The organism is Prochlorococcus marinus XMU1406 (assembly GCF_017696055.1).
GTDB classification, from domain to species: Bacteria; Cyanobacteriota; Cyanobacteriia; order PCC-6307; family Cyanobiaceae; genus Prochlorococcus_A; species Prochlorococcus_A marinus_W.
The window spans coordinates 273838-299773 of sequence record NZ_JAAORG010000001.1 but is presented as its reverse complement, the minus strand read 5'-3'; the positions used below and the strand labels follow the sequence as shown (position 1 = coordinate 299773).

General features: G+C 32.4%; 30 protein-coding genes. 17 read left to right on the top strand and 13 right to left on the bottom strand.

The window, feature by feature from the left end; translation table 11 throughout:
* The first annotated feature begins 29 nt into the window (after positions 1-29).
* Positions 30-209, top strand: a complete 180-nt coding sequence (locus tag HA149_RS01625; protein WP_011375871.1) for a hypothetical protein — start codon at positions 30-32, stop codon at positions 207-209.
* Positions 184-735: a phycobiliprotein lyase gene (locus HA149_RS01620; protein WP_209112427.1), complete on the top strand. Its 552-nt coding sequence runs from the start codon at positions 184-186 to the stop codon at positions 733-735. The genes HA149_RS01625 and HA149_RS01620 overlap by 26 nt, the downstream gene beginning before the upstream one ends.
* Here HA149_RS01620 and HA149_RS01615 read toward each other — a convergent pair.
* Entirely contained in the window at positions 719-1231 is a 513-nt protein-coding gene (locus tag HA149_RS01615) for an R-phycoerythrin subunit beta (protein ID WP_209112425.1), read from the bottom strand. The two genes, HA149_RS01620 and HA149_RS01615, sit on opposite strands and share 17 nt — an antisense overlap.
* Before the next feature lie 178 nt (positions 1232-1409).
* Here HA149_RS01615 and HA149_RS01610 point away from each other — a divergent pair, with 178 nt between their 5' ends.
* From HA149_RS01610 to HA149_RS01600, 3 genes are read left to right on the top strand one after another with little or no spacing between them, the layout of a single operon-like run.
* On the top strand, positions 1410-1616 hold the full coding sequence (locus HA149_RS01610) for a hypothetical protein (protein ID WP_025955192.1): 207 nt from the start codon (positions 1410-1412) through the stop codon (positions 1614-1616).
* Between the two features lie 22 nt (positions 1617-1638).
* A complete protein-coding gene (locus HA149_RS01605; RefSeq protein WP_209112423.1) occupies positions 1639-4047 on the top strand; it encodes a UvrD-helicase domain-containing protein in 2409 nt (802 codons plus the stop codon).
* A 5-nt stretch (positions 4048-4052) separates the two neighbouring features.
* Positions 4053-5300, top strand: coding sequence for a CCA tRNA nucleotidyltransferase (locus tag HA149_RS01600; RefSeq protein WP_209112420.1), 1248 nt, complete (start codon positions 4053-4055; stop codon positions 5298-5300).
* Here the strand turns inward: HA149_RS01600 and selD are convergent, their stop codons facing one another.
* The gene (gene selD / locus HA149_RS01595; RefSeq protein ID WP_209112418.1) at positions 5301-7472 is read right to left on the bottom strand and encodes a selenide, water dikinase SelD; all 2172 of its coding nucleotides are present in this window, start codon (positions 7470-7472) and stop codon (positions 5301-5303) included.
* Positions 7473-7482: 10 nt separating this feature from the next.
* Here selD and mtnP point away from each other — a divergent pair, with 10 nt between their 5' ends.
* Positions 7483-8376 (top strand): S-methyl-5'-thioadenosine phosphorylase, encoded by an 894-nt coding sequence (gene mtnP / locus HA149_RS01590; protein ID WP_209112416.1) that lies wholly within the window; start codon positions 7483-7485, stop codon positions 8374-8376.
* Between the two features lie 43 nt (positions 8377-8419).
* On the opposite strand, the gene HA149_RS01585 is transcribed toward mtnP, so the two are convergent.
* The 6 genes from HA149_RS01585 to HA149_RS01560 all read right to left on the bottom strand — a co-directional run bounded on the left by HA149_RS01585 (position 8420) and on the right by HA149_RS01560 (position 10746).
* Positions 8420-8617 carry a photosystem II reaction center protein J gene (locus HA149_RS01585; protein ID WP_011375864.1) on the bottom strand — a complete coding sequence of 66 codons (198 nt, stop codon included), beginning with the start codon at positions 8615-8617 and terminating at the stop codon, positions 8420-8422.
* A 9-nt stretch (positions 8618-8626) separates the two neighbouring features.
* Positions 8627-8746, bottom strand: coding sequence for a photosystem II reaction center protein L (locus HA149_RS01580; RefSeq protein ID WP_209112414.1), 120 nt, complete (start codon positions 8744-8746; stop codon positions 8627-8629).
* 11 nt (positions 8747-8757) lie between these two features.
* The gene (psbF, locus tag HA149_RS01575) at positions 8758-8904 is read right to left on the bottom strand and encodes a cytochrome b559 subunit beta (RefSeq protein ID WP_011375863.1); all 147 of its coding nucleotides are present in this window, start codon (positions 8902-8904) and stop codon (positions 8758-8760) included.
* A 2-nt stretch (positions 8905-8906) separates the two neighbouring features.
* The gene (gene psbE / locus HA149_RS01570) at positions 8907-9155 is read right to left on the bottom strand and encodes a cytochrome b559 subunit alpha (RefSeq protein WP_002806020.1); all 249 of its coding nucleotides are present in this window, start codon (positions 9153-9155) and stop codon (positions 8907-8909) included.
* A 136-nt stretch (positions 9156-9291) separates the two neighbouring features.
* Complete coding sequence (locus HA149_RS01565) at positions 9292-10308, bottom strand: photosynthesis system II assembly factor Ycf48 (protein ID WP_209112412.1); 1017 nt, start codon at positions 10306-10308, stop codon at positions 9292-9294.
* Positions 10309-10317: 9 nt separating this feature from the next.
* Positions 10318-10746: a rubredoxin gene (locus HA149_RS01560; protein WP_209112410.1), complete on the bottom strand. Its 429-nt coding sequence runs from the start codon at positions 10744-10746 to the stop codon at positions 10318-10320.
* A gap of 77 nt (positions 10747-10823) precedes the next feature.
* Between HA149_RS01560 and HA149_RS01555 the strand changes: the two genes are divergently transcribed.
* Genes HA149_RS01555 through HA149_RS01545 form a run of 3 tightly spaced genes read left to right on the top strand, consistent with a single transcriptional unit; the run spans position 10824 to position 12455 of the window.
* On the top strand, positions 10824-11186 hold the full coding sequence (locus HA149_RS01555) for an NAD(P)H-quinone oxidoreductase subunit 3 (RefSeq protein ID WP_011817786.1): 363 nt from the start codon (positions 10824-10826) through the stop codon (positions 11184-11186).
* A 31-nt stretch (positions 11187-11217) separates the two neighbouring features.
* Positions 11218-11925, top strand: coding sequence for an NADH dehydrogenase subunit K (locus HA149_RS01550; RefSeq protein WP_348535637.1), 708 nt, complete (start codon positions 11218-11220; stop codon positions 11923-11925).
* Entirely contained in the window at positions 11925-12455 is a 531-nt protein-coding gene (locus HA149_RS01545) for an NAD(P)H-quinone oxidoreductase subunit J (RefSeq protein WP_209112406.1), read from the top strand. Before HA149_RS01550 ends, HA149_RS01545 begins: the two co-directional genes overlap by 1 nt.
* Here HA149_RS01545 and HA149_RS01540 read toward each other — a convergent pair.
* The gene (locus tag HA149_RS01540) at positions 12452-13837 is read right to left on the bottom strand and encodes a gluconeogenesis factor YvcK family protein (protein WP_209112404.1); all 1386 of its coding nucleotides are present in this window, start codon (positions 13835-13837) and stop codon (positions 12452-12454) included. The genes HA149_RS01545 and HA149_RS01540 overlap by 4 nt on opposite strands.
* A gap of 131 nt (positions 13838-13968) precedes the next feature.
* Here HA149_RS01540 and HA149_RS01535 point away from each other — a divergent pair, with 131 nt between their 5' ends.
* Both HA149_RS01535 and HA149_RS01530 read left to right on the top strand, forming a co-directional pair.
* Positions 13969-14754, top strand: coding sequence for an ABC transporter ATP-binding protein (locus HA149_RS01535; protein ID WP_245154646.1), 786 nt, complete (start codon positions 13969-13971; stop codon positions 14752-14754).
* 5 nt (positions 14755-14759) lie between these two features.
* A complete protein-coding gene (locus HA149_RS01530; protein ID WP_209112399.1) occupies positions 14760-15605 on the top strand; it encodes an MlaD family protein in 846 nt (281 codons plus the stop codon).
* Positions 15606-15611: 6 nt separating this feature from the next.
* Here the strand turns inward: HA149_RS01530 and bchD are convergent, their stop codons facing one another.
* The gene (bchD, locus tag HA149_RS01525) at positions 15612-17789 is read right to left on the bottom strand and encodes a magnesium chelatase ATPase subunit D (RefSeq protein ID WP_209112397.1); all 2178 of its coding nucleotides are present in this window, start codon (positions 17787-17789) and stop codon (positions 15612-15614) included.
* A 48-nt stretch (positions 17790-17837) separates the two neighbouring features.
* Between bchD and folK the strand changes: the two genes are divergently transcribed.
* The 3 genes from folK to HA149_RS01510 are packed head-to-tail and all read left to right on the top strand — an operon-like array spanning position 17838 to position 20449.
* On the top strand, positions 17838-18404 hold the full coding sequence (gene folK / locus HA149_RS01520; protein WP_209112395.1) for a 2-amino-4-hydroxy-6-hydroxymethyldihydropteridine diphosphokinase: 567 nt from the start codon (positions 17838-17840) through the stop codon (positions 18402-18404).
* A 48-nt stretch (positions 18405-18452) separates the two neighbouring features.
* Positions 18453-19016: an NUDIX hydrolase gene (locus tag HA149_RS01515; protein ID WP_209112393.1), complete on the top strand. Its 564-nt coding sequence runs from the start codon at positions 18453-18455 to the stop codon at positions 19014-19016.
* Positions 19013-20449, top strand: a complete 1437-nt coding sequence (locus tag HA149_RS01510) for a cryptochrome/photolyase family protein (RefSeq protein ID WP_209112391.1) — start codon at positions 19013-19015, stop codon at positions 20447-20449. The genes HA149_RS01515 and HA149_RS01510 overlap by 4 nt, the downstream gene beginning before the upstream one ends.
* Here HA149_RS01510 and HA149_RS01505 read toward each other — a convergent pair.
* Positions 20434-21639 carry a DegT/DnrJ/EryC1/StrS family aminotransferase gene (locus HA149_RS01505; protein ID WP_209112389.1) on the bottom strand — a complete coding sequence of 402 codons (1206 nt, stop codon included), beginning with the start codon at positions 21637-21639 and terminating at the stop codon, positions 20434-20436. The two genes, HA149_RS01510 and HA149_RS01505, sit on opposite strands and share 16 nt — an antisense overlap.
* Before the next feature lie 54 nt (positions 21640-21693).
* Positions 21694-22287 carry a thioredoxin family protein gene (locus HA149_RS01500; RefSeq protein ID WP_209112387.1) on the bottom strand — a complete coding sequence of 198 codons (594 nt, stop codon included), beginning with the start codon at positions 22285-22287 and terminating at the stop codon, positions 21694-21696.
* 105 nt (positions 22288-22392) lie between these two features.
* Between HA149_RS01500 and fabI the strand changes: the two genes are divergently transcribed.
* The 3 genes from fabI to HA149_RS01485 all read left to right on the top strand — a co-directional run bounded on the left by fabI (position 22393) and on the right by HA149_RS01485 (position 25357).
* Entirely contained in the window at positions 22393-23175 is a 783-nt protein-coding gene (fabI, locus tag HA149_RS01495; RefSeq protein WP_025893966.1) for an enoyl-ACP reductase FabI, read from the top strand.
* 19 nt (positions 23176-23194) lie between these two features.
* Entirely contained in the window at positions 23195-23800 is a 606-nt protein-coding gene (gene hisB, locus HA149_RS01490; RefSeq protein WP_025953397.1) for an imidazoleglycerol-phosphate dehydratase HisB, read from the top strand.
* Positions 23801-23872: 72 nt separating this feature from the next.
* Positions 23873-25357, top strand: coding sequence for a carotenoid oxygenase family protein (locus HA149_RS01485; RefSeq protein ID WP_209112384.1), 1485 nt, complete (start codon positions 23873-23875; stop codon positions 25355-25357).
* 2 nt (positions 25358-25359) lie between these two features.
* On the opposite strand, the gene rdgB is transcribed toward HA149_RS01485, so the two are convergent.
* Complete coding sequence (rdgB, locus tag HA149_RS01480; RefSeq protein ID WP_209112381.1) at positions 25360-25935, bottom strand: RdgB/HAM1 family non-canonical purine NTP pyrophosphatase; 576 nt, start codon at positions 25933-25935, stop codon at positions 25360-25362.
* Position 25936 lies beyond the last annotated feature (1 nt).

Genomic DNA, 25936 nt, shown 5'->3' with positions numbered 1-25936 from the left:
AGAGATCGATTAATTTTTAAAGTTATTAGATGACTCCATTTAGACCAACTTCATATGATCGCCCTGGAGAACAAATATCAACTACTCCTTCTGGATTAAAAGTAACTTCTGCAAAGAGATTAATGGTGGATTCAATGGTTAGAATGATACAAAAAGCAGAAAATCATTCCGTAGAAGATAAACTTGACGAAGAATCTAACAATAATTAATCAATTCATTGATAAAAGTATAGGAGAGTGGAAATCTATTAGAAGTACTCACACTTTAGCTTTTCAGGAATTTGAAAACTCAACTAGTAAAATATATATAAAACATATCAACAAAAAAAATAAAAAAGTCGTTGAAATTTTTAAAAATTATAAATTCAGTTTAAACCTAGAGAGCATAGCCATTTCCATAAACTGGCAAGCTATTAGTGATTGGGACAATGAAGATATCAGTGAGGGAGATGAAACTATTCTGATTTTTTTACCCAAAGATGAAAATTCAGGAATTGTTTTAAGAAATAAAGGTTATACAGAATCCTTTATTTCATCATCAACTTATTTTGTTGATGAACAAAATAATTTACACATTAAAACTATTTATAAATCAACAGTTTCCGAAGAAAGAATTTCCTTTTTATCCACTCATATAAGATCCAGATTTTCTACTATTAGAAATCTGGAAAATAACTCAGTTATACAGACTTCACATACTTCAGAGATAAGGAATTTAGCTATTTTAAAAGATTAATTATCCTTTCAAATTGAAACTCTGTTTCAGATATTAATTTAGGAAGAAAGCTTTTGTTTCCACGCATATTTTTAACTGTTGAATTCAAATCAGAGATAGTTGCATCTCGCATTAATTGAAAAACCCTTCTTGCATTTCTTAAAGGCACCCCAAGAGCAAGATAAGTATTTTTAAGATCCTTCAAACAACTTTTTTCTAAAACTGATTCGTCATTAGAAATTAAAAGATAAGCAACAATCCTTAGGATTATTTCTCCATCTCTTAAACAAACGGACATCTTATTAGTTGTATTTAAAGATATTTTTGAATTAAGTGAATCTTGATTTTCGCAAATCATTGCTGTTACAGCGTCTGCTGCGATTGCATGTGAATTATTGGTTATTGAGGTTATTGCATCTAATCTTGAGTTTGCACTATTAATAAATTCTTTTATATTGCTTAAATCATTTAATTTCTTATCGGCTGACAATAGTTGATTATTCTTTGAAACTGACATTCCTGAAGTAAAAATTTAAAGACCGATCTTAAGAATAATACAAAGCTAGTAAAAACAATACAATTTCAAACTTAACGCAACGCTTCTTAATTAATAACTTCATTCCAAAGTGATAGTTGAAATAATTCAAATAAAAATTTTTTTTCCGCTAGTATAAAATTACATTTTTTATAAAGTTTTGGATCAACAGGATTTAAAATTATCAAAGAAACTTATTTCCTCATATAAAAAGAGATTGGAAAAAGAAATTCTAGACAGAAGTATGAAATTAAAGATGCCTCAAAATAAATTTGAAGAAATAATTAATAACAATAATGAACTTATAAATTTAAAAAAAGCGTTAGAAGATCTAGAAACGGAATCTGAATCTCATAGTAAAGTCTGATTTTTGAAAAACCCTTCCAAAAGTGCCTCAAACCAACAATTTTCTTTTTAAGTCCCTAAACAATCAACAACTTCAAGCAGTAAAACATGTTTATGGACCACTATTAGTTGTAGCAGGTGCAGGTAGCGGAAAAACTAAGGCTCTTACTCACAGAATTGCAAACCTTATTGAGGGTAATTCTATAGATCCCTATAACATTCTCGCAGTCACTTTCACTAACAAAGCTGCTAAAGAAATGAAAGCAAGATTAGAGGTTCTTCTAGCCCAAGAATTAGCTTTTAATCAATTTGGTCAGCCTTGGACAACTCTCAAAGAAATTGATCAAAATCAATTAAGAACAAACGTTCACCAAGAGAGGCTTCAGAACCTTTGGATCGGGACTTTCCATTCCTTATTTTCAAGACTTTTGAGATACGATATTGAAAAATATACTGATCCAGAAGGCCTAAAATGGACAAGACAATTTTCAATTTATGATGAAACAGATTCTCAAACATTAGTAAAAGAAATTATCAGTCAAGATATGAATCTTGACCCAAAAAGATATGATCCCAAAAAGATTAAAAGATTAATAAGTAATGCTAAAAATCAATGCTTAACTTCTAATGATCTTTTAGAAAAAGCAGATAATAATTTTGATAAAACAGTTGCAGAAGCCTACAAGAGATATAGGATTTCGCTCTCAAAAAATAATTCTTTAGACTTTGATGATCTTCTACTTTTGCCTGTTTTCTTATTGAGGCAAAATGATATAGTCAGAGATTACTGGCACAAAAGATTTAAACATATTTTAGTTGACGAATATCAAGATACAAATAGAACACAATATGAACTTATAAAATTAATTACGACTGGAAATACTGAACCAAAAAAATTCTTCAATTGGGAAGATCGGTCAATTTTTGTAGTTGGGGATGCTGATCAAAGTATTTATAGTTTCAGAGCTGCTGACTTCAGAATTTTAATTGGTTTTCAAGAAGATTTTAAAACTTCAATCAATGATGATACAAAATCATCTTTAATTAAATTAGAAGAAAATTATAGGTCATCTTCCAATATCCTTGATGCTGCAAACTCACTAATTGAAAACAACTCTGAAAGAATTGACAAAGTTTTAAAGGCTACTAAAGAAAAAGGGGAACTTTTAACGTTACTTAGCTGTGATGATGAAATTTCCGAGGCAGAAGCAATTACCAATAAAATAAAATCACTCAATAACTATAATCAAAACCCAATTTGGAAAAATTTTGCAATTTTATATCGAACCAGAGCTCAGTCTAGAGTATTAGAAGAATCTCTTGTAAGGTGGCGCATTCCTTATACAATTTTTGGAGGATTGCGTTTTTATGATAGAAGAGAAATTAAAGATGCGATAGCATATTTGAAAGTTCTGGTTAATTCTTCAGATAACGTTAGTCTTTTACGAATCATAAATGTTCCTAGAAGAGGGATTGGTAAGACTACTATTCAAAAACTTAATGAACTATCTAATAGGTTAAATATCCCATTATGGGAGGTTCTTAATGATAAGCAAAGTCTTGAAGAAACAATAGGGCGATCATCAAAAGGAATTAATAAATTTACTGAAATTATGAATGATCTACTGTGTTACCTAGAAAATTCAGGTCCCGCTCAACTACTACAACTTATATTAGAAAAAAGTGGTTACTTAAGTGACTTGCTCTCTAGTGGGACTGAAGAATCTGAAGATAGAAGAAATAATTTACAAGAACTAATTAATGCAGCTACTCAATATGAAGAAGAAACAGAAAGTGGAGATGTAGAGGGATTTCTCTCTACAGCAGCCTTAACAACTGATAATGATACGAAGAAAAATAATCCTAACTCTGTAACTCTCATGACTCTGCATAATAGTAAAGGTTTAGAATTTCAAAATGTTTTTATCACTGGGCTAGAACAAGGTCTCTTCCCTAGCCATAGATCAATAGATACTCCCTCACTTCTTGAAGAGGAAAGAAGATTATGCTATGTAGGTATTACTAGAGCTAAAGAAAGAGTTTTCTTAAGTCATGCCAGAGAAAGAAGATTATGGGGTGGCATGCGTGAAGCAACAATTCCTTCAATATTTCTTTCCGAAATACCTGAAGATTTAATGGATGGCGAATTACCACAAACTGGTGGTGCTTCAATTAGAAGAGATTGGCATCTTGATCGTTTAACTAGAGTTGATCGAAACAATCCAAATGAATTTGTTAACAAACCAATAAATGCAGTAAGGAAATTATATTCAGGTCCCAGTAAAGGGAAAAGCTGGATAGTTGGAGATATGCTAATTCACTCAAAGTTTGGGAAAGGTGAAATCATACATATTTTTGGGAGTGGAGAAAAAATATCTTTAGCAGTAAAATTTGGTGATAAAGGAAGTAAAATTCTAGATCCCAGATTAGCTCCAATTCGTTATGTAAGTTAAAACTCATGAACGATATCTCTGATTACATCCAAGGGGAATTAATCAAAACTCCATTTAATCTATATAACCTAATTGCTAAATACATAGAATCTAATAACAATACTAAAGTAGCTTTTGTTGGCGGTTATTTAAGAGATTTATTAATTAGTAAATTCCACAAAAAATCGTTTTCTAAACCTGTAGATATTGATCTTGTTATTGAAGGATCCTCTATTTCTCTTGCAAAATTTATAAAAAAAAATATTGTAAATGTAGATTTATGTTTGATCAAGGAATTTAATTTATACAACACTGTAGAAATAAATATTAATGACTATAAAATTGATATTGCTTCTGCAAGAAAAGAAATTTATTCTGCTCCAGGCTTAAATCCCACAGTAAATAAAAGTACTATTGCGGAGGATCTTAAGAGGAGAGATTTCACTATAAATTCAATAGCCTTCGAGGTCTCGACAAGGAAAATCTATGATCTTTATGGAGGAATTTCTGATATAAAAAGTAAAAGATTGAACTTACTTCACAGTAATAGTATTTCAGATGATCCAAGTAGATTAATTAGATGTGCAAAATATGCTTCAAGGTTAGATTTCAATATTTCAAATAATTCCCTCAAACAATCTCAAGAAACAGTTAGACAATGGCCATGGAAAAGTTCAGAAACTCATAAGAAAATGATTTACCCTCCTGCACTAGGCATACGAATAAGGATGGAACTAGCTGAAATATGCAAACATGATAATTTGACTAATGTGATTTCGATAATTCATAAATGGGAAATTATCTCAATCTTAAATGAAAATATTAAAGTCGATAAAAGATTTTTAAGAGGACTAAATTGGATTAAGAAGTTAAAGGGAAATCATATGCTTTACTTATTAAAAGATTCAGAAGATTTAGAAAAAGCATGTCAAAGATTTTTGGTAAATAATAGTGAGATAAAAATATTAGAAGATTATATAAATATCAAAAAGATATTAAATACAAACCAAAAAAATTTCAATCATTTTTCTCCATCAAGTTGGACAGAATTTATTGAGGACAGAAACCTTAATGATGAGACAGTCAAATTATTAATTTGTGATGGAGGACCATACTGGCGTAAATTGTTTAAGTGGTTATTTATTTACAAATTCATAAAATCAAAAAAAGATGGAGAAACATTAAAAAAAGAAGGATGGGACCCAGGGAAGGAGATGGGAAAGGAAATCAAAAGATTAAGATATTTGGAAATTGACAAATTAAATAGAAATTAATTACATTTTCACAACCTCTCCAACCTTGTACCATTTATCCTTTAGAACATTTTCATATTTACGATTGCAACTAATCAACAAGGGGCCACATGTTTGAGGATCTAATAGTAATGATATTCTCTCGTTAAAAGTCTCTTGATCTAATGAATTTTCGTTTAAAAAATTAATTATTCTTTTTTGCTTATTTACTTTATAAATTTTGTCAAAAATTTCTTTATTAGATTCAAAGAAAGTACTTTTAACATCTTTTCTTATTAAATCAAATACTCCAGGATAAGCTTTAAATGCAAATAAATCTAATAAGACTTTTAGTGGCTCAAGATTATTTCTTTGCCTATATAAATTAGATGATTCAACCATTTCTTTAAGATGTCCAATAAATCCATATCCAGTAATGTCAGTCGCAGCATTGACTAATGATTCTTTAAATTGATTTTGAAAAAGATAAATTTCATCAATCAAATATTGCTGACTCTTTACTAAATTATTAATTACTTCAGAAGAACTACCCAGCATATTAATATTTTGCATTTGACCGGCAAAGTAAATCCCAACGCCCAGAGGTCTAGACATCATGAGAATATCTCCAATATTCATTCCAGATTTAAGCCATGGTTTTGCTCCATTTTTTAAAATACCTTGAACTGTTAAAGAAATATCTATTCCTAATGAATAAGGTTTATTTACTAAACTTCTTGCCTCGAAAGTATGGCCTCCAAGTAATTCACCTCCATGATCCTCAACTGTTGATTTAATACCTTGAAGTGATTGAGAAAAGAGGTGACTCTGAAATTCCCTTTCAACTTTTGGTAATGAAATTAAAGCTTGAGCGGATGAAAGTTTTGCTCCGCATGCCCACAAATCTGAGCAAGCATGCAAAGTAGTAATTTTTGCATTAAGCCAAGGATCACTTACCAAAGCAGGAAATCCATCTACACTTTGCAAAATAATATCTTGACCATTTTGATATATCTCAATTGCATCTTCTGGTGATGAGGCAAAAGAATTTAAATTTGAATTTATTAATGATTTATTCAAAACAAACTGAGGAATTTTAGCAGCACATCCTCTGCAATCATTCAATGAAATATTTGTTTCACTACTTTTCATAATTAGCCTTTTTGATCTGAACTTTTTAATAAAGTTGAGATCAATTTTATGCTTTAAAATCCAAAAAATAAAAGAAGGGCCGAAAACAAAATTGCGATAAATAGCAAAAGCCTTTGGATGATGGCTTGGAAATATATTTACTATTTGCAATCCGATCTTTTGAGGAAACCACTTTTTTAATGATCTCCCTTCTATATCTTTTTTTAAATTTTGTACTAATGTATTTACAACTTTTACTGCAAAAACTCCCGATGCTGGTCTTTTTGCTGAGCCTACAACTGCGCAATCACCGACAGCAAAGATTCCAGAGAAACTTTTTATCTGTAAATTCTGATTTGTAATTATTCTGCCATAAGAATCCGAATCTAATAATTTTTTTTGTGCCCATAACGGAGATGTATTTCCAGTACATAAAAGAATCTTGCCATAATCAAAATTAAGTTTTTCAACTAAATCAATATTGGAATTCTGTAAACTTTTTAGAATTGTATTATTAATTTTTCTTGAATCACACAATAGTTTTAAAGGTCTATCTCCCCATCTTTTTCTCAAAGCATAAGATACTTCAATTGCAGCAAGGCCACTCCCAACAATTACAAATGGAAGTTCATTAACTGAATCAAAAATGTCCTCTTTTAGTATTGAGTCATAAGCCCTTAAAAAAGGTTTAATTGAAAAAGCATTTCGATTTTTAACTAGTGATTCAAATTCTTTTGGAATTATTGTTTGACTTCCATAATTAAGCACCAACTTCGAATAATTAACTGAAGGTCTATTACTTAATACAATTTTCTTTAAATTGAAATCAATATCCTTTACTTCTTCTTCTATAAAAGATACTTTTGCATTTTTTGCTAAAGATTTTATATCAATTAAACTCTCTTCTAAAGTGATTGATTTTGAAATCACCGATGGGAATATAGCCGAATAAACCAAATGAGAATCTCTAGATATAATTGAAACAGGAATTTCTGGCATTAATTTCGGAAACATTATCCATTTCTTCAATAAAGAAACATTTGAGTGTCCTCCTCCAATTAGTACCAGATGATTAAAAGCCATTTACATCACTATGAATAAAGAACATTTATTACCAATTGAAAAATCAAGGTTAGGAGTGATTGGTGGAAGTGGATTTTATTCAATGGATCAAATAGAGTACTTAAGAGAACTAGAAATCAATACTCCCTATGGTAAACCTTCTGATTCAATAAAAGTATATAATCTTGGAAACCTAGAGATAGCATTTATTCCTAGACATGGCAGAACACATAGTTTAAATCCTTCTGAAATTCCTTATAAAGCTAATATTTGGGCTCTAAGATCAATAGGAGTAAGATGGATTATTGCTCCATCAGCAGTTGGTTCATTACAAGAACAGATAAGGCCTCTAGATATAGTGGTTCCAGATCAATTTATAGACCGGACAAAAAATAGACCTGCAACCTTCTTTAACGAGGGAGCTGTGGCTCACGTAACTATGGGAGATCCCTTCTGCACAAATTTATCACGTATATTAAGTGAAATCGGAGAAAAAAATATTCCTGGCGGTAGACAATTACATAGAGGGGGTACCTATCTAGCAATGGAAGGTCCCGCTTTCTCAACTAGAGCAGAATCTAATTTATATAGGAGTTGGGGATGTTCAATAATTGGAATGACGAACCACACAGAAGCAAGATTAGCTAAAGAAGCTGAAATAGCTTACTCCTCCTTATCTATGGTTACTGATTATGATTGCTGGCATCAAACTCATCAAGAAGTTTCTGTAGAGATGGTTTTGGATAATCTTAGATCAAATACTGAAGTGGCTAATAAAATAATATTTGAAGTAGCTAAATTAATTGAAAAAGAAAGACCAAAAAGTAAATCTCATTTTTCATTAAAAGATGGATTGATAACCCAAAAAGAAAATATCCCAAGCTCCACAAAAGAGAAACTAAGAGTATTTACTGATTCTTATTAGGCTTATTTGATATAAGTGATTATCAGGTCAAGGTAAGGATTTGTTAGCCTCCAGCTCCAACCCCTTGGTATGAACCATAGAAAAATATACCTAAAACGAAGATAACTGCAATTCCACCTGCTGTAGCAACAAGCCATAAAGGAAGAGTTCCTTCAGTCCATCTTCTTTCCCATGCAACTGCTGGTCTACCGTCGGGAAGTCTATCTGGAATTCTTCCATCAGGTCCTTTTAATTTACTCATAGTTTTAATTTAATTGAAAAAGTAACTGGAAAATAAAATTCCCAATACAAAGACTGATAGTAAGCCTAAATAAAGGCTTGTACGATTAAGTTCAACTGGAACTTTGTTAGGATTTTGGTTTACTTGCATGATTGTTAAATTTATCGGGCTACGAACTGCATAGCAGCAATGGAACCCAAAAAGAATACTGATGGAATAGCTAAAGCGTGAACTGCTAGCCAACGAACAGTAAATATAGGATAAACGCGGACTTCAGCAGCCTGCATTGGAGCTTGGGAATTAGTCATTGTTATTTTGTTCTTAAATCTAGTTGAGATTTAGCTTCATATCTTTGTGTTACGACAGGCGCTTTAGATTCAGATGATTGGAAATAACTATCCGGACGAGGTGTTCCGAAAGCATCGTAGGCTAAGCCTGTATATACGAATAAGAAGCCTGCTATAAAAATAGCTGGTAATGTTACTGCATGAATAATCCAGTACCTAATACTGGTGATTATTTCAAAGAATGGGCGTTCACCCGTTGAACCTGCGGCCATAATCACAAATGTTTACCCTATGATCTTACAGTGTAAAATCATAAGTTCGCGAAGAAATTAACAGCATGGTTACAGACAGTTGCTAAATATGTAAAAAATTAAGTTTTTTTTTACTATTTACTCAAGTTATTCAAACTTAGCTATTCCATTTAAGGATATAACCGCGCTCGCCAAGTATGAATCCTTTTTGATTATCTAAAGCATCTTTATCAAGAAAAACTATTTTTATGAAGTTTGTTGGCAATGCAGAAGCAATAGGATCTTTATTCCAAGTTTTACCTTGGTCTTTACTTACAATTAAAGTGCCATTACCCCCGCCAGCCCATATATCACCATTTGGATCCCATCCCATATCTAAATAATTGTATCCATTAAGAATAGGTATAATAGGTTTCGACCAGTTTTCTAGATCATTCGTATCTTCATTAAATCTAATTTCGGCTCCTCTAGAAAGCATCCATAAACTTCCTTCTGGATTGAAACCAATACTTTGAACTCTTTTGCTACTCGCTCTTTGATGAGCTGTCCATGCATCACTATCATTTTCCAAAGTAGAAAAGAAATTACCCAGACTACTTACGCTGACATAATCTCCCTCTTTAGTTCTTCTTAAATCTCTTACACCTCCAGAACCAGATGCATCTACAACTTTTGCATTCCATGATTCACCACTATCTGATGTTTCATAGATTGCACCTGCAGTGGTGGCCAACTCTGCAATCCCTGCATCAACAGTCGTTATTAGAAATGGTTGACCTGGTAATTTGTTGCCAAGAGATAAACGAGTCCAATTTTTTCCCGCATCAAGTGTATGCATAACTAATGAGGGCTGACCTATTAACCAGCCCTCTTCACCTTTAAAGTCAATATCTAGCAGACGAAAGTTCTCTTCACTTGGTAAATCTAAATTTCTTTTCTCCCAAGTTTCTCCCCCATCATTAGATTCCATAATAAGTCTATTAGAACCTACTAAAAATCCATTTTTATCATCTATAAAATCAATATCTAAAGCATTAGCTTGGTCCTCAAACTGAATTGTTTTCCAAGGGCTACTATCACTCATCTTAACTCCTGTAGATGAACAACCGCTCAATACAAAACAAAGAAGGCCAGATAAAAGAAGAGTGGGGATACTAGTAATAATTTTTTTCATTTATGTATATTAATGCAAAGAGTATAAAGAAAGAAACATAGCAGCGGCAAAAGCCAGCCCTCCAAAAATCAATATATTTTTTTGTCCAGGAGGTAAACTATTAAAACCAAACCCATAAACTAAATTTTCTTCAAAACCACTAGGTTTAGATTTAGGACCTATATCCTTATAAAAATTTTTACCGGCTCGACAAACAGGGCAAGCAAAGGTGTTCCCATCCAACTCTGAAAAAGGAGTATTTTTGGGTATGTTTAATTTTTTATTTCCTTCAGACGGATCATAAATATACCCACAACTTCTACATTCGAATCTATTATGTTCTAAATTAAGAACAGGTTGTTTAACATTTACTTCTGAGGATTTTTCAGAAAGATTTCCTTTCTCAAAGTCTTCAACTATTTTGTTTTCCTCAGAGGCTGGTTGAATGTTTTCACTCACGGTTTATTATTGTTCTTTAAGAACTTTAAAAGATTTTGCTTAATTAAGCGACTTTTATTCAAAATTAATTTTTTAAGATGTTTTTATTAACTGGCTATGAATACTTTTTAGGTTTCCTCCTAATTGCCGCAGCTGTACCAGTATTAGCTCTAGTTACTAATCTCATCGTTGCCCCAAAAGGCAGAACAGGGGAAAGAAAACTTACCTATGAATCTGGAATGGAGCCTATAGGAGGAGCATGGATTCAATTTAATATTCGTTATTACATGTTTGCCTTGGTTTTCGTTATATTTGATGTTGAGACAGTATTCCTTTATCCTTGGGCTGTTGCCTTCAATAGATTAGGCTTATTAGCTTTTATTGAGGCTTTAATTTTCATTGCAATACTTGTTATCGCTCTGGCATACGCATGGAGAAAAGGCGCTTTAGAATGGAGTTAAAAAATTGAATCCACAATTATCCCCAAAAGCAATAAGAGAAATCCGAGAAGGAACTTGTAATTCTCTTGGTGCACCCCAAGTTACTACAGATTTAAGTGAAAATATTATATTGACAAGTTTAGACGATCTTCATAATTGGGCTAGACTAAGTAGTCTATGGCCTCTCTTGTATGGAACAGCTTGTTGTTTTATAGAATTTGCTGCCCTAATAGGATCTAGATTTGATTTTGATAGATTTGGATTAGTACCTAGAAGCTCTCCTAGGCAAGCAGATTTAATAATAGTTGCAGGAACAGTGACGATGAAGATGGCTCCAGCTCTTGTAAGACTGTATGAACAAATGCCTGAACCAAAATATGTAATTGCCATGGGTGCTTGCACAATCACAGGGGGAATGTTCAGCGCAGATTCTACAACTGCTGTCAGAGGGGTTGATAAATTGATACCAGTTGATCTATACCTACCAGGATGCCCACCAAGACCAGAAGCAATTTTTGATGCTGTAATTAAATTAAGAAAAAAAGTTGGTAATGAATCAATTTTAGAGCGCACAAAAACAGAACAAACTCACAGATACATAACATCTGATCACGAAATGAATCTTGTTTTCTCAGAAAATACAGGTGAATATCTAAACAAAACTTCAGCTAACGTCATTCCCTCCTCTAAAAAAGAAAAAATAACTGAATTACCTGAAAACGCCAAAAAAACTGAAATTATTAATACTTTAGAAGATTAATGGAAAAAGACGGTTTAGCCAAATCCTCAGATACTTCAATAGAAAAAGAAGGGTTTATAAGCCAATCTTTGTTTAAAGATGGAATTCCAAATCAATCTTTATCTGATGATCACATAGGAATCGAAAACATTTCTGTGGAACCTAACAAATTATATGAAGCAGTATCTGCCTTGAGAAATTACGGTTTCAACTATCTCCAATGTCAAGGAGGATATGATGAGGGACCAGGCAAAAATCTTGTAAGTTTCTATCATTTTATAACTGTTGATGATTTACAAAAAATCGAAAAAATTAAAGAAGTCAGATTAAAAGTTTTCTTAAAAAGAGATTCTGATTTATCAATCCCTAGTTTGTATAAAATTTTTAAAGGAAGTGATTGGCAAGAAAGAGAAACTTTTGATATGTATGGAATAAATTTTATTGATCATCCCAATCCCAAAAGACTATTAATGCCTGAAGACTGGAGAGGATGGCCATTACGAAAAGATTATATTCAGCCAGATTTCTATGAACTTCAAGATGCTTATTAGTTTAATTTTTTTAATTTGCGGTAAATAAACATAACTGCTCTCGCTAGTCTCCTTGGATCATGTCTAAGAGTTGGAGTTATTCTTTTTGAATATAATGGTGCTTGCAAAACATAATAACCCTCAGATAATAATTTTTCTTTATTACATTGGACAGGCTCTGCCCCTCTACTTTCGTAATAGTCTACTAATGGAGACTTTTCAAATTGAATCTGAGATAAGATTGAGTTAAAAATTCGAGTATTAACTCCAAAATTTGATAGTTGTTTTTCTATTGCTTTGATATGTTGATAGACATCAAGTCCATCTGTTTCTCCAGGCTGAGTCATCAAATTACTTATATAAATTTTAGGAGCATTACTTTGCAATAATGCATCTACTATTTCTGGTACTAAAAGATTAGGCAATAAAGAAGTGTACAGACTACCTGGGCCAAGAACAATTAAATCAGCTTCTTTTATAGATTCAAGAGCACTTGGAAGAGCTGAAGGATTTTCTGGTAGGTAACCAATCCTCGAAATTAATTTTTTAGATTTACTGATCTTGCTTTCACCAAAAATTTTCTCACCATCTTCTAATTCGGCCCATAACATAACATCAATATTTGTTGCAGGTAAAACTTGACCTTGTACCGCCAAAACCTTACTAGAGGCTTGAACTGCTTTTTCTAAACTACCTGTAATTGTTGTTAAAGCTGACAAGAATAGATTTCCAAAACTATGACCTTCCAAACCACTTCCCCCTGAAAATCTGTACTGAAATAATCTAGTTAAAGTAGGTTCTTCGTTTGATAAGGCTGCCAAACAATTTCTTATATCTCCTGGAGGTTGCACACCTAATTGTTTTCTGAGAATTCCACTACTTCCACCATCATCGGATACAGTTACGATTGCTGTAATATTACTACTATAATTTTTTAAGCCTTTCAGCAAGGTAGATAAACCTGTACCTCCGCCAATTGCAACAATGTTTGGGCCTCTGTTTAATTTACTTTTAACTCTTAATGCATCAACTAAAAATGTATTTTTTTCTGGAACAAGCGCTTTTTGAATTGAATTAATACTTCTGTTTTGTCCAATCCCGATTAACAATAGTCCAATAACAAAAATCAATGGTCCCATTAATGAAACAGGTAAAATACGTGTTAAACCTGTCATTACCCCAAAAAAGATTTCAATAAGCCAATAGAGCGGTCTTAAATTTGTCCAAATTACCAAGCCAAGTAATGTAGTCAAAAATCCTATCGCAGATGTAAGCATCCATCTTTTTATTACCAATCCTGGCAAAAGCCAACTCAAAATTCTTAAGATTTTTTTTAACAAGACAAAATTAGACTTTTTAAAGTTTTTATAGTACCTTCTTACCTTTTTTTTACGCTTATTCATTAAAAAACCTCTTAAATTATTTTTCTCAAATTTAAAGACTATATAAAATCATTATAAATCAAATTCATACATCCTTTTTTTATTTCTAAAAATAGGCAAAATGAAATATATAGATGTTTCTTATAAAAGTTTTGAAAAAATCAAAGCATGCAGTTGAAACAAAAAACCTCTCAATAAGCTGGGGGGAAGTTGATGTGCTTAATCAAATAAATTTTGAACTTAAAGATGGAGAGAAATTAGCTATTGTTGGCCCCTCAGGTTCTGGTAAATCAACCATATTAAAAATATTAGCAGGACTAATTTTACCCACCAAGGGAGAATTAAGAATATTTGGTGAGAAGCAAACCTATTTGAGATTAGATCAAAATAATCCTCCTGATGTAAGACTAGTTTTTCAGAATCCGGCTTTATTAGGATCTCTAACTATTGAAGAAAATGTAGGTTTTCTACTCAAGAGAAATCAAAACCTTTCTAAAAAGTCTATCCATGAAATAGTAAGTGAATGCTTAGCTGAGGTAGGATTATTTAATGTCGAGAATAAACTTCCAAATGAATTAAGTGGAGGCATGCAAAAAAGAGTAAGTTTTGCGAGGGCATTAATTACTGATCAAACTCTTAATGCAAAGTCTAAACCTTTACTACTCTTTGATGAACCAACTGCCGGCCTTGATCCTATTGCCTCATCAAGAATTGAAGATTTGATAAATAAAACAAATCATAAAGCTAGCGGATCATCTATTGTGGTTAGCCATGTTCTTAGTACTATAGAAAGAACTTCAGATAAAGTTTTAATGCTTTATGGAGGCAAATTCAGATGGGCTGGCTCGATTGATGAATTTAAAAAGAGTAAAGATCCCTATGTATTTCAATTTAGGAATGGGAAACTTGATGGTCCAATGCAACCCAAAGACATTTAGAAATTATGCGTAGAAGCCTACGAGATTCAATAGTTGGTTTTTCCTTATTGGGAGGAATTTTAATATTCACATTTTTTTCTTTTTGGCTAAGAGGAGTTAGATTATCTTCAAAAAATTGGCACATCTTTGCTGAATTCAATAACGCAAGCGGTTTATCAAAAAAATCTCCAGTTACTTACAGAGGAATCTTAGTTGGATCGATAGAAGATATCTTGTTCACGAATGAATCAATTAAAGCAAAAATAGTTTTAAATAATCCTGAAATTATTCTTCCAAGGCCAGTATTTGCAAGGGTAGTTACAAATTCTTTCCTTGGAGGAGATGTACAGGTTTCTTTAGAAACTAGTGATAAGACAATTCCCAAAAACATTGCAAAACCTATATCCGAAAAATGCGATACCAAATTAATTATTTGTCAAGGAGACACTATCACAGGTAAACAACTATCAAGTCTCTCGAATATAACTAATAGAATAAGCCAACTTCTAAAAGACACAAATCAAGAAAACTTAATTGAAAACATTGTTAACTCAGTTGACCAATTTGACAGAACACAAGAAAATCTTGATGAATTAATTTATTTATCGAAACAAGAACTACAAAGAGTAGAACCTCTAATAAAAGAAATTACAATTGCGGCTAAACATTTAAATAACATTTTGTCTACTATTGACGACAAAGAAACCCTTAATGACATCAAATTGACAATTAATGCTGCTAGGTCTATCTCAACCAAAATAGATGATATGAGCGATGATTTTGAAAAATTAACACAAGATAAAGAGTTAACTAAATCTTTAAGAGATTTAACGATTGGACTTTCAAAATTCCTTAACGAAATTTATCCATAAAAATATTTAAAATTCATTTATGGCATTTAATGCCATAGCTGCGATTGCTTTATCTGTAGCTTTTGGCAGTTGAACATATTTCCCTTGAGCTGCCTCTGCTAATTCTTTACCAAATCCACTTGCAATAAATTTTCTTTCTGTATCAATTATCAAAAGTTTTATCCCAAGCATGGGATATTTTGCTGCAATATCAAGAACCTCTTGCTTTAAATTTGCATTTGTATTTTCGTTTTCTTCAACCTCATTTTGTCCTAAAGATAAACCTAATGGAACATTACCTCTACCATCAGTGATCCCTACAACAATAACTTGACCTATATCTCCTGTTGAAAGAGCATTTTTTGCTACTTTTGCTGATTGTGTTAGTCCATGTGCCAAAGGAGATCCTCCACCACAAGGCATTGTTTCCAACCTTCTTTTTGCAGCAGTTATTGATCTTGTTGGAGGCAAAAGCACTTCGGCCTGATTACCTCTAAAAGGAATAAGAGCTACTTCATCTCTATTCTCATATGCTTCTGTTAAAAGTCTTATTACAGCGCCTTTGGCACTTTGCATTCTATTAAGAGCCATAGAACCACTAGCATCAACAAGAAAAATGACTAAAGCACCCGCCTTTTTTTGAAGAAGCTTAGCCCTAAAGTCATTTTCTTCTATAATTATTGATTTATTAGGGTTCCTTAATCTTCTCGATTTTTGATAAGGCGCAGCAGCTCGAAGGGTAGCATCTACAGCAATTCTTTTTACTTTACCTCTTGGAATAATAGGTTTTACATATCTTCCTCTACTGTCACTAAATATGACTGATCTACTCCCGCTATTCCCTGCTTTAGCTTTAGCTGATGAAAAAAGCAATAAATCAGGATCAACCATACATGCCTCAGGGTCTAATATAAATTCTTCAGGTATTTCGGGAGTAGATTCTTCTTCCCCGTCAGAATTATCTTCTTCTTGTTCTTGGTCTTGCTCATTATCATTTTCACTAGTCTCAGGTTCAGACTCTTCATTGTTTGATTGAGGTGGGGGTGGGGGACTCTGATCCTCTGGAGGAGGTGGTTGAATATCATCATCTTCTGGCGGTATTTGCATTGCTCGTGGAAGAATAACTAACCTTACTGCGACTTTTAGATCTTCAGAATTTACATTTTCATCGCCTCGAAGAGCTGCATTAGCCTTTGCTACTTTTACTGCAAATAATTCTGACCTATGCCCTTCTACTCCTCCTCTAAGAGCTTCATTGACTAAATAGGTTATTTGCTCTTTTGTTATCTTGACATCCTTTAACCATTGCCTTGCCAAAATTAATTGAGTTGATAAATTATCAGATTCTTCCGACCATTTTTCTGAAAATTTAATATTATTTTCTGCATGTGATAAAACAGATTTTGTAATCTCAACTCTTTGAGAATTATTAATAGATTGATCTGCGGAAAGCACGATGGCAAAACGATCTAAGACATGATCTCTTAGAGCACCTTCTTCAGGATTATAAGTTGCTATTAAAAGTGACTTACAAGGATGAGAAAGGCTTAAACCATCTCTTTCAATATTATTTTTCTCTCTTCCTGTGGCTTCAAGAATTAAATTTACAATGCCATCATCCAATAAATTTATATCGTCTACATAAAGAACACCTCTATGAGCCTCTGCTAGAATTCCAGGTTGAAAAACTTGTTCCCCCGTACTTAATGATGCAGCGACGTCAATTGATCCAACAAGCCTGTCTTCAGTTATGCCAATGGGAACTTGAATAAATGGAGCCTCTCTTACTTTTTTCGGAATTTCTTCAATTTGATTCAAATAATCACGTCCAATTACCTGCTCCAACAATTTATTAGTACTAATATCCCATTCCTCTGGTTTATCTGGATCTAGGTTCCTACCAATAGGTCTTAATGAAGTTCCACTATTTTTCTCAGTTAGCTTTTCCAGTATTAATTCATTATTTAATACCTCTATAGGAGGAAGTAAAGTATGCAAACCCCTTGCTAATACTGACTTACCAGTACCTCTTCCGCCAGCAATAATCACTCCCCCTAAACTGGGATCAACTGCTGCTAAAAGTAAAGATAATTTCAATAAGCTATGACCTGTAATTGCGGCCAAAGGGAAAGCTCTAAAAGAATCCTTTGACTTCATTAAATCTTTTATTTCTCCTTTTTCTTTTAACTCGGGGTTCAAAATCACTTTAAAAATGCCTGATATAGAATTTATCCAATAACTTTGTTTTTTGTAGTGGAATTATCAAATCTTAATATCAAAAATGGACTATGTATATCCCTCGGAGCAAATATTGATAGTAAATTCGGAAGCCCTCTTGAGTCACTATTAATTTGCAAACCAAAAATAGAGGAAATAATAAATGAGTGGGGAAATAGTTCCAACGAACAAAAAGAAGAGAAAAGCGAATTTCATGCAAACTTTTTTTGGTCTTCAATTTATGAGACATTACCTCATGGTGTTGAAAATGAGCAGCCAAATTATTTAAATACACTATTACTTGTAAAAAGTAATTCTTTCCCTAAACCATCAAATAAAAAAGCGAAATTACTTTTAAAAGAGCTAAAAAAGTTAGAAAAATTTTTCGGACGAGAAAAGACGCCAAAGGGTAAGAAATGGTTATCAAGATGTCTCGATTTAGATATTCTTTGGTGGGAAGATTTTCATACGATTGACGAGGAATTAACATTACCTCACCCTAGATTCATGAATCGGAATTTCGTTATTACACCATTATCTGAAATCTTAAGTAGAAGCCAAAAAATCACAAAGTTTGATGATCCAAAATGGTCTATTAATTGATTTACAAAACCAAAAAATAACTGTTAGGCTATTTTTATTTTAAAATTCATGGGCAACAAAAACCTTCTAAAAAGATCCATTTTTAAAGAAAAAATATCTGAGTTAAAGTCTAAAAAATTTAGTTTCGAAATAAATAGAATTGAGCTTCCAAATGGACATGAAGGTGAATATGGATACATTAAGCATCCTGGGGCAGCATTAGCCGTACCTATTACAAAAGACAATAAAGTTATCATTCTTCGGCAATATAGATTTGCTATTTCAAGGTATTTATTAGAATTTCCAGCAGGTACATTAGAAATAGGTGAAACACCTATTAATTCAATTCAAAGAGAAATACAAGAAGAGGCTGGATTCAGTGCAAACAAATGGGATGAACTAGGCACTCTTGTCCCTGCTCCTGGGTATGCAGATGAAGAAATTTATTTATTTTTAGCTCGTGATTTAAACAAACTCAATTCCGAGGTTCAAGGAGATTTAGATGAAGATATAGAAGTATTAATTTTAGATCACGACGAACTAGATAATCTTATTTCTAGTGGGGATGAAATTCTTGACGCAAAAACCGTGACGGCTTGGTTTAGAGCTAAACAATTTTTAGATAAATTATGAATAAACCTAGAATACTTTTTTGGCACAGAAAGGATTTAAGAATATTTGATAATCAAGCTTTAATCAAAGCATTTTCATTATCAAATGCTATTACTTCAACTTATATATTTGATAAAAATTACTCACACGATTTCAATGCAAGTTCAAGAGCTTGGTTTCTAGGAAATTCGCTTCAAGAATTAGGTAATAACTGGAAAAAAATGGGTAGTAGATTAGTTATGGAAGAAGGAGATCCAGTATTAATAATTCCTAAATTAGCAAAGAAAATAGATGCTAAATTTGTTTTTTGGAATAGATCAATTGAACCTTATGAGATTAATCGTGATTTACAAATAAAAAAAAATTTAAAAGAACAAAATATTCAAGTTATTGAAACTTGGGATCACTTATTAATAGAACCTTTAAAAATATTTTCCGGAAATAATAAACCTTATTCAGTTTATGGGCCTTTTTATAAAAACCTTAAATCAAAAATGAATTTATTAGGTCCATACGACCAAGATAAAGTTGTTTTCCAGTTTAAAGATATAGATAATAAACTCAAAGAAAATAAGACAATAAATTCATCTGATTCGGTTCTAGAGAAATTTATTAAAAATATCAAATTTCCTGGTTCGAATATTTGTCCATGTAGACCTGGAGAGAAGGCTGCAGAAACATTATTAGAAAACTTCATTAACGAAAAAAAAATATATTCTTATAATTCTGCACGAGATTTTCCTTCCCATAATGGGACATCTTTTCTAAGTGCATCTCTCAGATTCGGCACCATTAGCATTAGAAAAATTTGGAACGCCTCATTAAATTTAAATTCAGATTTTGCAAATCAAGGAAATTATCTATCAATTGAAACTTGGCAAAAAGAACTTGTTTGGCGTGAATTTTATCAACATTGCTTATTCCATTTCCCAGAGCTAGAGAAAGGTCCATATAGAAAAAAATGGGATCACTTTCCATGGCAAAACAATAATGAATGGTTTCAGCATTGGAGCAACGGAGAGACTGGAGTACCTATAGTTGATGCTGCAATGCGTCAACTAAATAGTACTGGCTGGATGCATAACAGATGTAGGATGATAGTCGCTTCATTTCTGGTAAAAGATCTTATATGCAATTGGCAAATGGGCGAGAAAAAATTTATGGAGACTTTGGTTGATGGAGACTTAGCTGCAAATAATGGGGGATGGCAGTGGAGCGCCAGTAGCGGTATGGATCCAAAACCACTTAGAATTTTTAATCCATATACCCAAGCAAAAAAATTTGATCCTATTTGCGAATATATAAAATATTGGATTCCTGAAATATCTAAAGTGTCAAATTCAGAATTATTAAATGGGGAGATATCTAATTTAGAAAAAAATAATTATTCAAGCCCTATTGTCAATCACAAAATACAACAAAGATTATTTAAATCAATTTATGCTGAAATTTGAATTTCCTCTATACAATTCTTCAAAACTTTATTTAAATTTTCTGCTACATAAACTTGCTCTTCATAAGAAATTTCAGGAAACATTGGAAGACTAAGAACTTCTGTACAAATTCTCTCTGTATTAATGAGTTTTGTTCTAGAAAAATTTTTATTTTTGTAAGCTATTTGTGCGTGTATTGGAATTGGATAATAAATAATTGAATTAATACCTTTTTCAAAAAGTTGTTGTTTTACCAAATTCCTTAAGGAATAGTATTTTTTGCAATCAGTATCAAATAAATTTGAAAGATCTTCGTTTAAAAAATATTTATCGTTTCTTAATTTGATTACAAATTGATTCCAAGAATGGGAAATTGAATCAGAGCTAATTTTTGGAAAACTAATAAATGGATTTTTTTCTAATAAATCAAGGTAATTATTAGCAATTTTTTGGCGATTATTAATCCACTTAGAAATATATTTAATTTTAATGTTTAATATGGCAGCTTGAATGGTATCAAGTCTGCTGTTATATCCAATTTGGGTATGATGATATCTTATTGGGCTGCCATGAACAGCCAGTTCTCTAATTTTTTTTGCAATCTTCTGATCTGAAGTTGTTACCGCTCCACCATCTCCAGCAGCTCCTAAATTTTTAGTAGGGAAAAAGCTAAAACAGCCTATATCACCGATACTACCAACTTTGGAAGTTTCCCACATTGTGCATGTTGCCTGAGCACAATCTTCGATTACTTTTAAATCATATTTCTTGGCCAAAGATTTTATTAAGGTCATATTCACTGCATTACCAAATAGATGCACTGGCATAATTGCCTTGGTATTAGAATTTATTTCTTGTTCTATTAGTTCAGTATTAATGAGATAAGTTTCTGGATCTATATCTACCAAAACAGGATTAGCACCAACTGCACTAATAGCCTCTGCAGTTGCAAAAAAGCTAAAAGATGAGGTAATAACTTCATCACCCACACCAATATCTAATGCGCGCAAAGCTAATACTAAAGCATCAGTTCCACTATTACATCCAATAGTATTTTCAACACCAATCAGATTTGAAAAACTCTCCTCAAATTTGGCAATTTCTTGTCCTCCAATATACTGGCCCCCTTTTAAAACTTTAGAAACCTCACTATCAATTTCAGAGCCAATTTCTTGGAACTGCCTATCTAAAGTAAATGGAGGTATCTGCATAGTAAATATATTAACCCTAAACCATATTTCTATGGGTAAAAAAAATTTTTTAATTCATTTAAACCAACTAGGTTCTTTACCAGGAGTCCATTTTATATTGCAACCTAAAGAAGGTATCTGATTTGAAGGATAAGAATTATCTTGATTCAAATCTTTTACGGCAGCGCGCAAATCTTTTCCAGATAGAGGGATATTATTACCTGGTCTACTATCGTCTAATTGGCCATGATAATACAATAAAAAATCACCATCTCCTTCATTTGAAAAAAGATAAAAATCTGGGGTGCAAGCCGCTTTTAATTTCTTAGCAAAATTTTGATTTTCATCATATAGATAAGGAAAACTCCATCCCTGTGTTTGTGCTTGTAATCTCAAATTTTTAGGAGAATCTGAAGGATGAGTGACAATATCATTACTAGAAATTGCAACTGTTTGAACTGCATTTTCAATTTCTTTACTTAAGGTGAGAATTTGATTCTCAATATATTTAACAAATGGGCAATGGGCGCAAATAAACATTAATAGTAAATGCCTTTTATCTAGATTATGAGAACTAAAATATTCATTTTTTGAAGAATTAGCATTTAACATTTCGAAATTCGGTAATTGAAAACCTAATTCCAAAACCATAGAATTTGTTCTTACCATGTTCAAATTAAAAATTCTTTGATATTTGAAAATTATTGTATATTTTGCAGTAATCCGTAAAGATAGGTACTTTTATATAGGAGAATAATAGAAATAATAAACAAAATGCTTCTAAATCTAACTGGCAAAAAAATTCTTGTTACGGGAATTGCCAACAATCGTTCAATAGCATGGGGTATCGCTCAACAACTTTCAAAAGCTGGCGCAGAACTTGGAATCACATATTTGCCTGATGATAAGGGAAGATTCGAGTCTAAAGTTAGAGAACTAACTGAACCTTTAAACCCATCGTTATTTTTGCCTCTTGATGTTCAAAATCCAGCTCAAATTGAAGAAATCTTTAAAAATATAAAAGACAATTGGGGGCAAATTGACGGATTAGTTCACTGCCTAGCATTTGCAGGACGCGATGAATTGATTGGAGATTATAGTGCTACCACTTCAGAGGGTTTTGATAGGGCTCTTAATATAAGTGCGTATTCCTTAGCACCTTTATGTAAAGCAGCAAAACCACTTTTTAGTGATGGTGCTGGAGTTGTCTCATTAACTTATTTAGGTTCAGAAAGGGCGATTCCTAACTATAACGTCATGGGAGTTGCTAAAGCAGCTTTAGAAGCTTCAGTAAGATATCTTTCTGCAGAACTTGGTCCCGAAAAACAAGTTAGAGTTAACGCAATAAGTGCTGGGCCTATAAGAACACTTGCGAGTTCTGCTATAGGTGGCATTTTAGATATGATTCACAATGTTGAAGAAAAGGCTCCTTTACGCAGAACAGTCACTCAAACAGAAGTAGGTAATACAGCTGCTTTTTTATTAAGTGATCTCTCTAGCGGCATTTCAGGCCAAACAATTTATGTTGATGCGGGTTACTGCATTAATGGAATGTAAACTAAGTTTTTTACATAAAATGTCATCTCTAAGGCAATCTGAAATAAAAAGAAAAACGAATGAAACAGATATTTCTGTATTTATAAACTTAGATGGAAATGGAATTTCTGAGATTGATACCGGGATACCATTCTTAGATCATATGCTTCATCAAATATCCAGTCATGGTTTGTTCGATTTAAAAATAAAAGCAATTGGAGATACCCATATTGATGATCATCATACAAATGAAGATGTAGGCATCGCATTAGGCAAAGCATTTTCAAAAGCTTTGGGAGAAAGAAAAGGAATAAGCAGATTTGGACATTTCTTTGCCCCATTAGATGAAGCATTAGTTCAAGTCACATTAGACTGTTCTGGTAGACCGCATCTATCTTATGATCTTCAATTGAAAGCCCCTAGAATAGGAAATTATGATACTGAACTAGTAAGAGAGTTTTTTATTGCCTTTGTAAATAACAGCGGTATTACTCTGCATATTAATCAAATACGAGGAAGTAATTCACATCACATAGTTGAGGCGTGCTTTAAAGCTTTTTCAAGAGCAATGAGAATGGCTACCGAGATAGATCCAAGAAGATCTGATTCAATTCCAAGTAGTAAAGGAATGTTAGAAAAACAATAAAATAGGAATTTTTTCGAATCAGCCACAATTCAGTTGATTTTTGGCGAAGATAGATAGAGTGATTATTTTGTTGTGACTAATTTACAAGATAAAAAAATTGATGAATTTAATATTTTTAAAAAAGAAGATTGGTCAAGTGCTTATCAAAATGTAAAAAAGGAGCTAACTAAAGAGCCTCTAAAAATTAGCAAAGGTAATAATATTAAAAATCTAAATGGAACATTATTAAGAAATGGACCAGGAATATTAGAGAGAGGTGGACAATGGGTTCATCATCCATTCGATGGTGATGGGATGATAACATCCATAAAATTCCAAAATGGTCAGCCATTCTTAACAAATAGATTTGTTAAAACTAAAGGCTATTTGGAAGAAGAAAAAATAGATAAATTTATTTATAGAGGTGTTTTTGGAACACAAAAAAATGGAGGAATTTTAAATAATGCATTAGATCTAAAATTCAAGAATATCGCTAATACACATGTAATTAAATTAGGAGATGAAATTCTCGCATTATGGGAAGCAGCAGGTCCACATGCAATGGATACTGATAGTCTTGAAACTATTGGTTTAACCACATTAAAAGGAGTACTCAAGCCTAACGAAGCATTCAGTGCACATCCCAAATCAGACCTAAACTCAAATGCATCTTCAGAACTTTTAGTCACTTTTGGAGTACAAACTGGGCCAAAAAGTACCATTAGATTAATGGAATTTGATAATGCTGGTACAAATTCTGGAGAGCTCATTTTTGACAGAAAAGATACCTTTAATGGCTTTGCATTCCTTCATGATTTCGCAATTACAACTAATTGGGCAATATTTTTACAGAACGCTATTGATTTCAATCCTCTTCCATTTGTAATGGGTCAAAGAGGAGCAGCACAATGTCTAAAGTCAAACCCAAATAAAAAGGCAAAGTTTTTTATCATCCCCAGAGAAAGTGGATTATTTAAAGGACAGCCTCCTTTAACAATAGATGCTCCAGAAGGATTCGTTTTTCATCATGTAAACGCATTTGAAAAAGATTCCAAAATCGTATTAGATAGTATTTTTTATGATGATTTCCCATCAGTTGGTCCAGACGAGAATTTTAGGGATATTGACTTTGATAAATATCCAGAAGGAAAACTGAAAAGATCAATTATCGATCTAAAGACAAAAACTTGTGAACTTGAAACTTTCAGTGAACAATGTTGTGAATTTGCTGTTGTTAATCCTAAAAACTTAGGATTAAAAGCAACTTTTAGTTGGATGGCAAGCACATCTCAAAAGCTGGGGAACGCTCCACTTCAAGCAATAAAAAAAATAAATTTAACTTCTAAGGAAGAGATTTTTTGGTCAGCAGGTCCAAGTGGATTTGTTAGTGAACCAATTATGGTTCCATCAGAAAACTCTTCAAAAGAAGATGAGGGATTTTTATTTATACTTCTATGGAACGGGGAAAGAAGAGGAAGCGATTTAGTGATATTAGACGCAAAAGACTTAAAAGAATTAGCTGTTTATGAATTACCCATTTCAATTCCCCATGGCCTTCATGGATCTTGGGTTAATTGAATTTAAGAAAAAATTTTAATTAAATTTGGAATAATTTTTTTTAATGCTTTACCTCTATGACTACAAGAGTCTTTAATATCATTATTCATTTCTGCGAAAGTTAATCTGGTAGAACTCTCCTCAAAAATTGGGTCATACCCAAAACCACTTTCTCCTCTGGGGTTTAAAATGATATTGCCATGACATTTGGCCTCAGATTCAATAATCACTTCACCATTTGGGGAACAAACACAAATATTAGCAATAAAGAAAGCACTCCTATTTTGAACTCCATCAAGTTCTCTTAAAACTCGTTCAATTCTCTTCTGATCATTTTCTGCATATCTAGATGAGTAAATGCCAGGCTTACCACCTAGTGCCTCAATACAAATTCCTGAATCATCTGCTATTGAAAAATTATTCGTTTTTCTCGAAACTTCACTCGCTTTTTTAATTGCATTATCTCTAAATGTCAGTCCATCCTCTTCAACTTCTAATGATTCTGGCTGGAGTAACAATTTACAAGTAACTCCAGCAAGCAATTTCTTATATTCTTCAATTTTACCTTTATTCTTACTCGCTAAAAATAAATTTTTCATC

What these genes read in the sequence shown, in the direction of transcription:
- HA149_RS01530 (WP_209112399.1), top strand. Translation starts at nt 14,760, where the DNA reads ATGCGTAGAAGCCTACGAGATTCAATAGTTGGTTTTTCCTTATTGGGA.
- HA149_RS01565 (WP_209112412.1), bottom strand. Translation starts at nt 10,308, where the DNA reads ATGAAAAAAATTATTACTAGTATCCCCACTCTTCTTTTATCTGGCCTT.
- HA149_RS01505 (WP_209112389.1), bottom strand. Translation starts at nt 21,639, where the DNA reads ATGCAGATACCTCCATTTACTTTAGATAGGCAGTTCCAAGAAATTGGC.
- HA149_RS01600 (WP_209112420.1), top strand. Translation starts at nt 4,053, where the DNA reads ATGAACGATATCTCTGATTACATCCAAGGGGAATTAATCAAAACTCCA.
- psbE (WP_002806020.1), bottom strand. Translation starts at nt 9,155, where the DNA reads ATGGCCGCAGGTTCAACGGGTGAACGCCCATTCTTTGAAATAATCACC.
- fabI (WP_025893966.1), top strand. Translation starts at nt 22,393, where the DNA reads ATGCTTCTAAATCTAACTGGCAAAAAAATTCTTGTTACGGGAATTGCC.
- HA149_RS01545 (WP_209112406.1), top strand. Translation starts at nt 11,925, where the DNA reads ATGGAAAAAGACGGTTTAGCCAAATCCTCAGATACTTCAATAGAAAAA.
- psbF (WP_011375863.1), bottom strand. Translation starts at nt 8,904, where the DNA reads ATGACTAATTCCCAAGCTCCAATGCAGGCTGCTGAAGTCCGCGTTTAT.
- HA149_RS01500 (WP_209112387.1), bottom strand. Translation starts at nt 22,287, where the DNA reads ATGGTAAGAACAAATTCTATGGTTTTGGAATTAGGTTTTCAATTACCG.
- mtnP (WP_209112416.1), top strand. Translation starts at nt 7,483, where the DNA reads ATGAATAAAGAACATTTATTACCAATTGAAAAATCAAGGTTAGGAGTG.
- HA149_RS01625 (WP_011375871.1), top strand. Translation starts at nt 30, where the DNA reads ATGACTCCATTTAGACCAACTTCATATGATCGCCCTGGAGAACAAATA.
- hisB (WP_025953397.1), top strand. Translation starts at nt 23,195, where the DNA reads ATGTCATCTCTAAGGCAATCTGAAATAAAAAGAAAAACGAATGAAACA.
- HA149_RS01540 (WP_209112404.1), bottom strand. Translation starts at nt 13,837, where the DNA reads ATGAATAAGCGTAAAAAAAAGGTAAGAAGGTACTATAAAAACTTTAAA.
- HA149_RS01585 (WP_011375864.1), bottom strand. Translation starts at nt 8,617, where the DNA reads ATGAGTAAATTAAAAGGACCTGATGGAAGAATTCCAGATAGACTTCCC.
- selD (WP_209112418.1), bottom strand. Translation starts at nt 7,472, where the DNA reads ATGGCTTTTAATCATCTGGTACTAATTGGAGGAGGACACTCAAATGTT.
- HA149_RS01555 (WP_011817786.1), top strand. Translation starts at nt 10,824, where the DNA reads ATGTTTTTATTAACTGGCTATGAATACTTTTTAGGTTTCCTCCTAATT.
- HA149_RS01510 (WP_209112391.1), top strand. Translation starts at nt 19,013, where the DNA reads ATGAATAAACCTAGAATACTTTTTTGGCACAGAAAGGATTTAAGAATA.
- HA149_RS01515 (WP_209112393.1), top strand. Translation starts at nt 18,453, where the DNA reads ATGGGCAACAAAAACCTTCTAAAAAGATCCATTTTTAAAGAAAAAATA.
- rdgB (WP_209112381.1), bottom strand. Translation starts at nt 25,935, where the DNA reads ATGAAAAATTTATTTTTAGCGAGTAAGAATAAAGGTAAAATTGAAGAA.
- HA149_RS01615 (WP_209112425.1), bottom strand. Translation starts at nt 1,231, where the DNA reads ATGTCAGTTTCAAAGAATAATCAACTATTGTCAGCCGATAAGAAATTA.
- HA149_RS01580 (WP_209112414.1), bottom strand. Translation starts at nt 8,746, where the DNA reads ATGCAAGTAAACCAAAATCCTAACAAAGTTCCAGTTGAACTTAATCGT.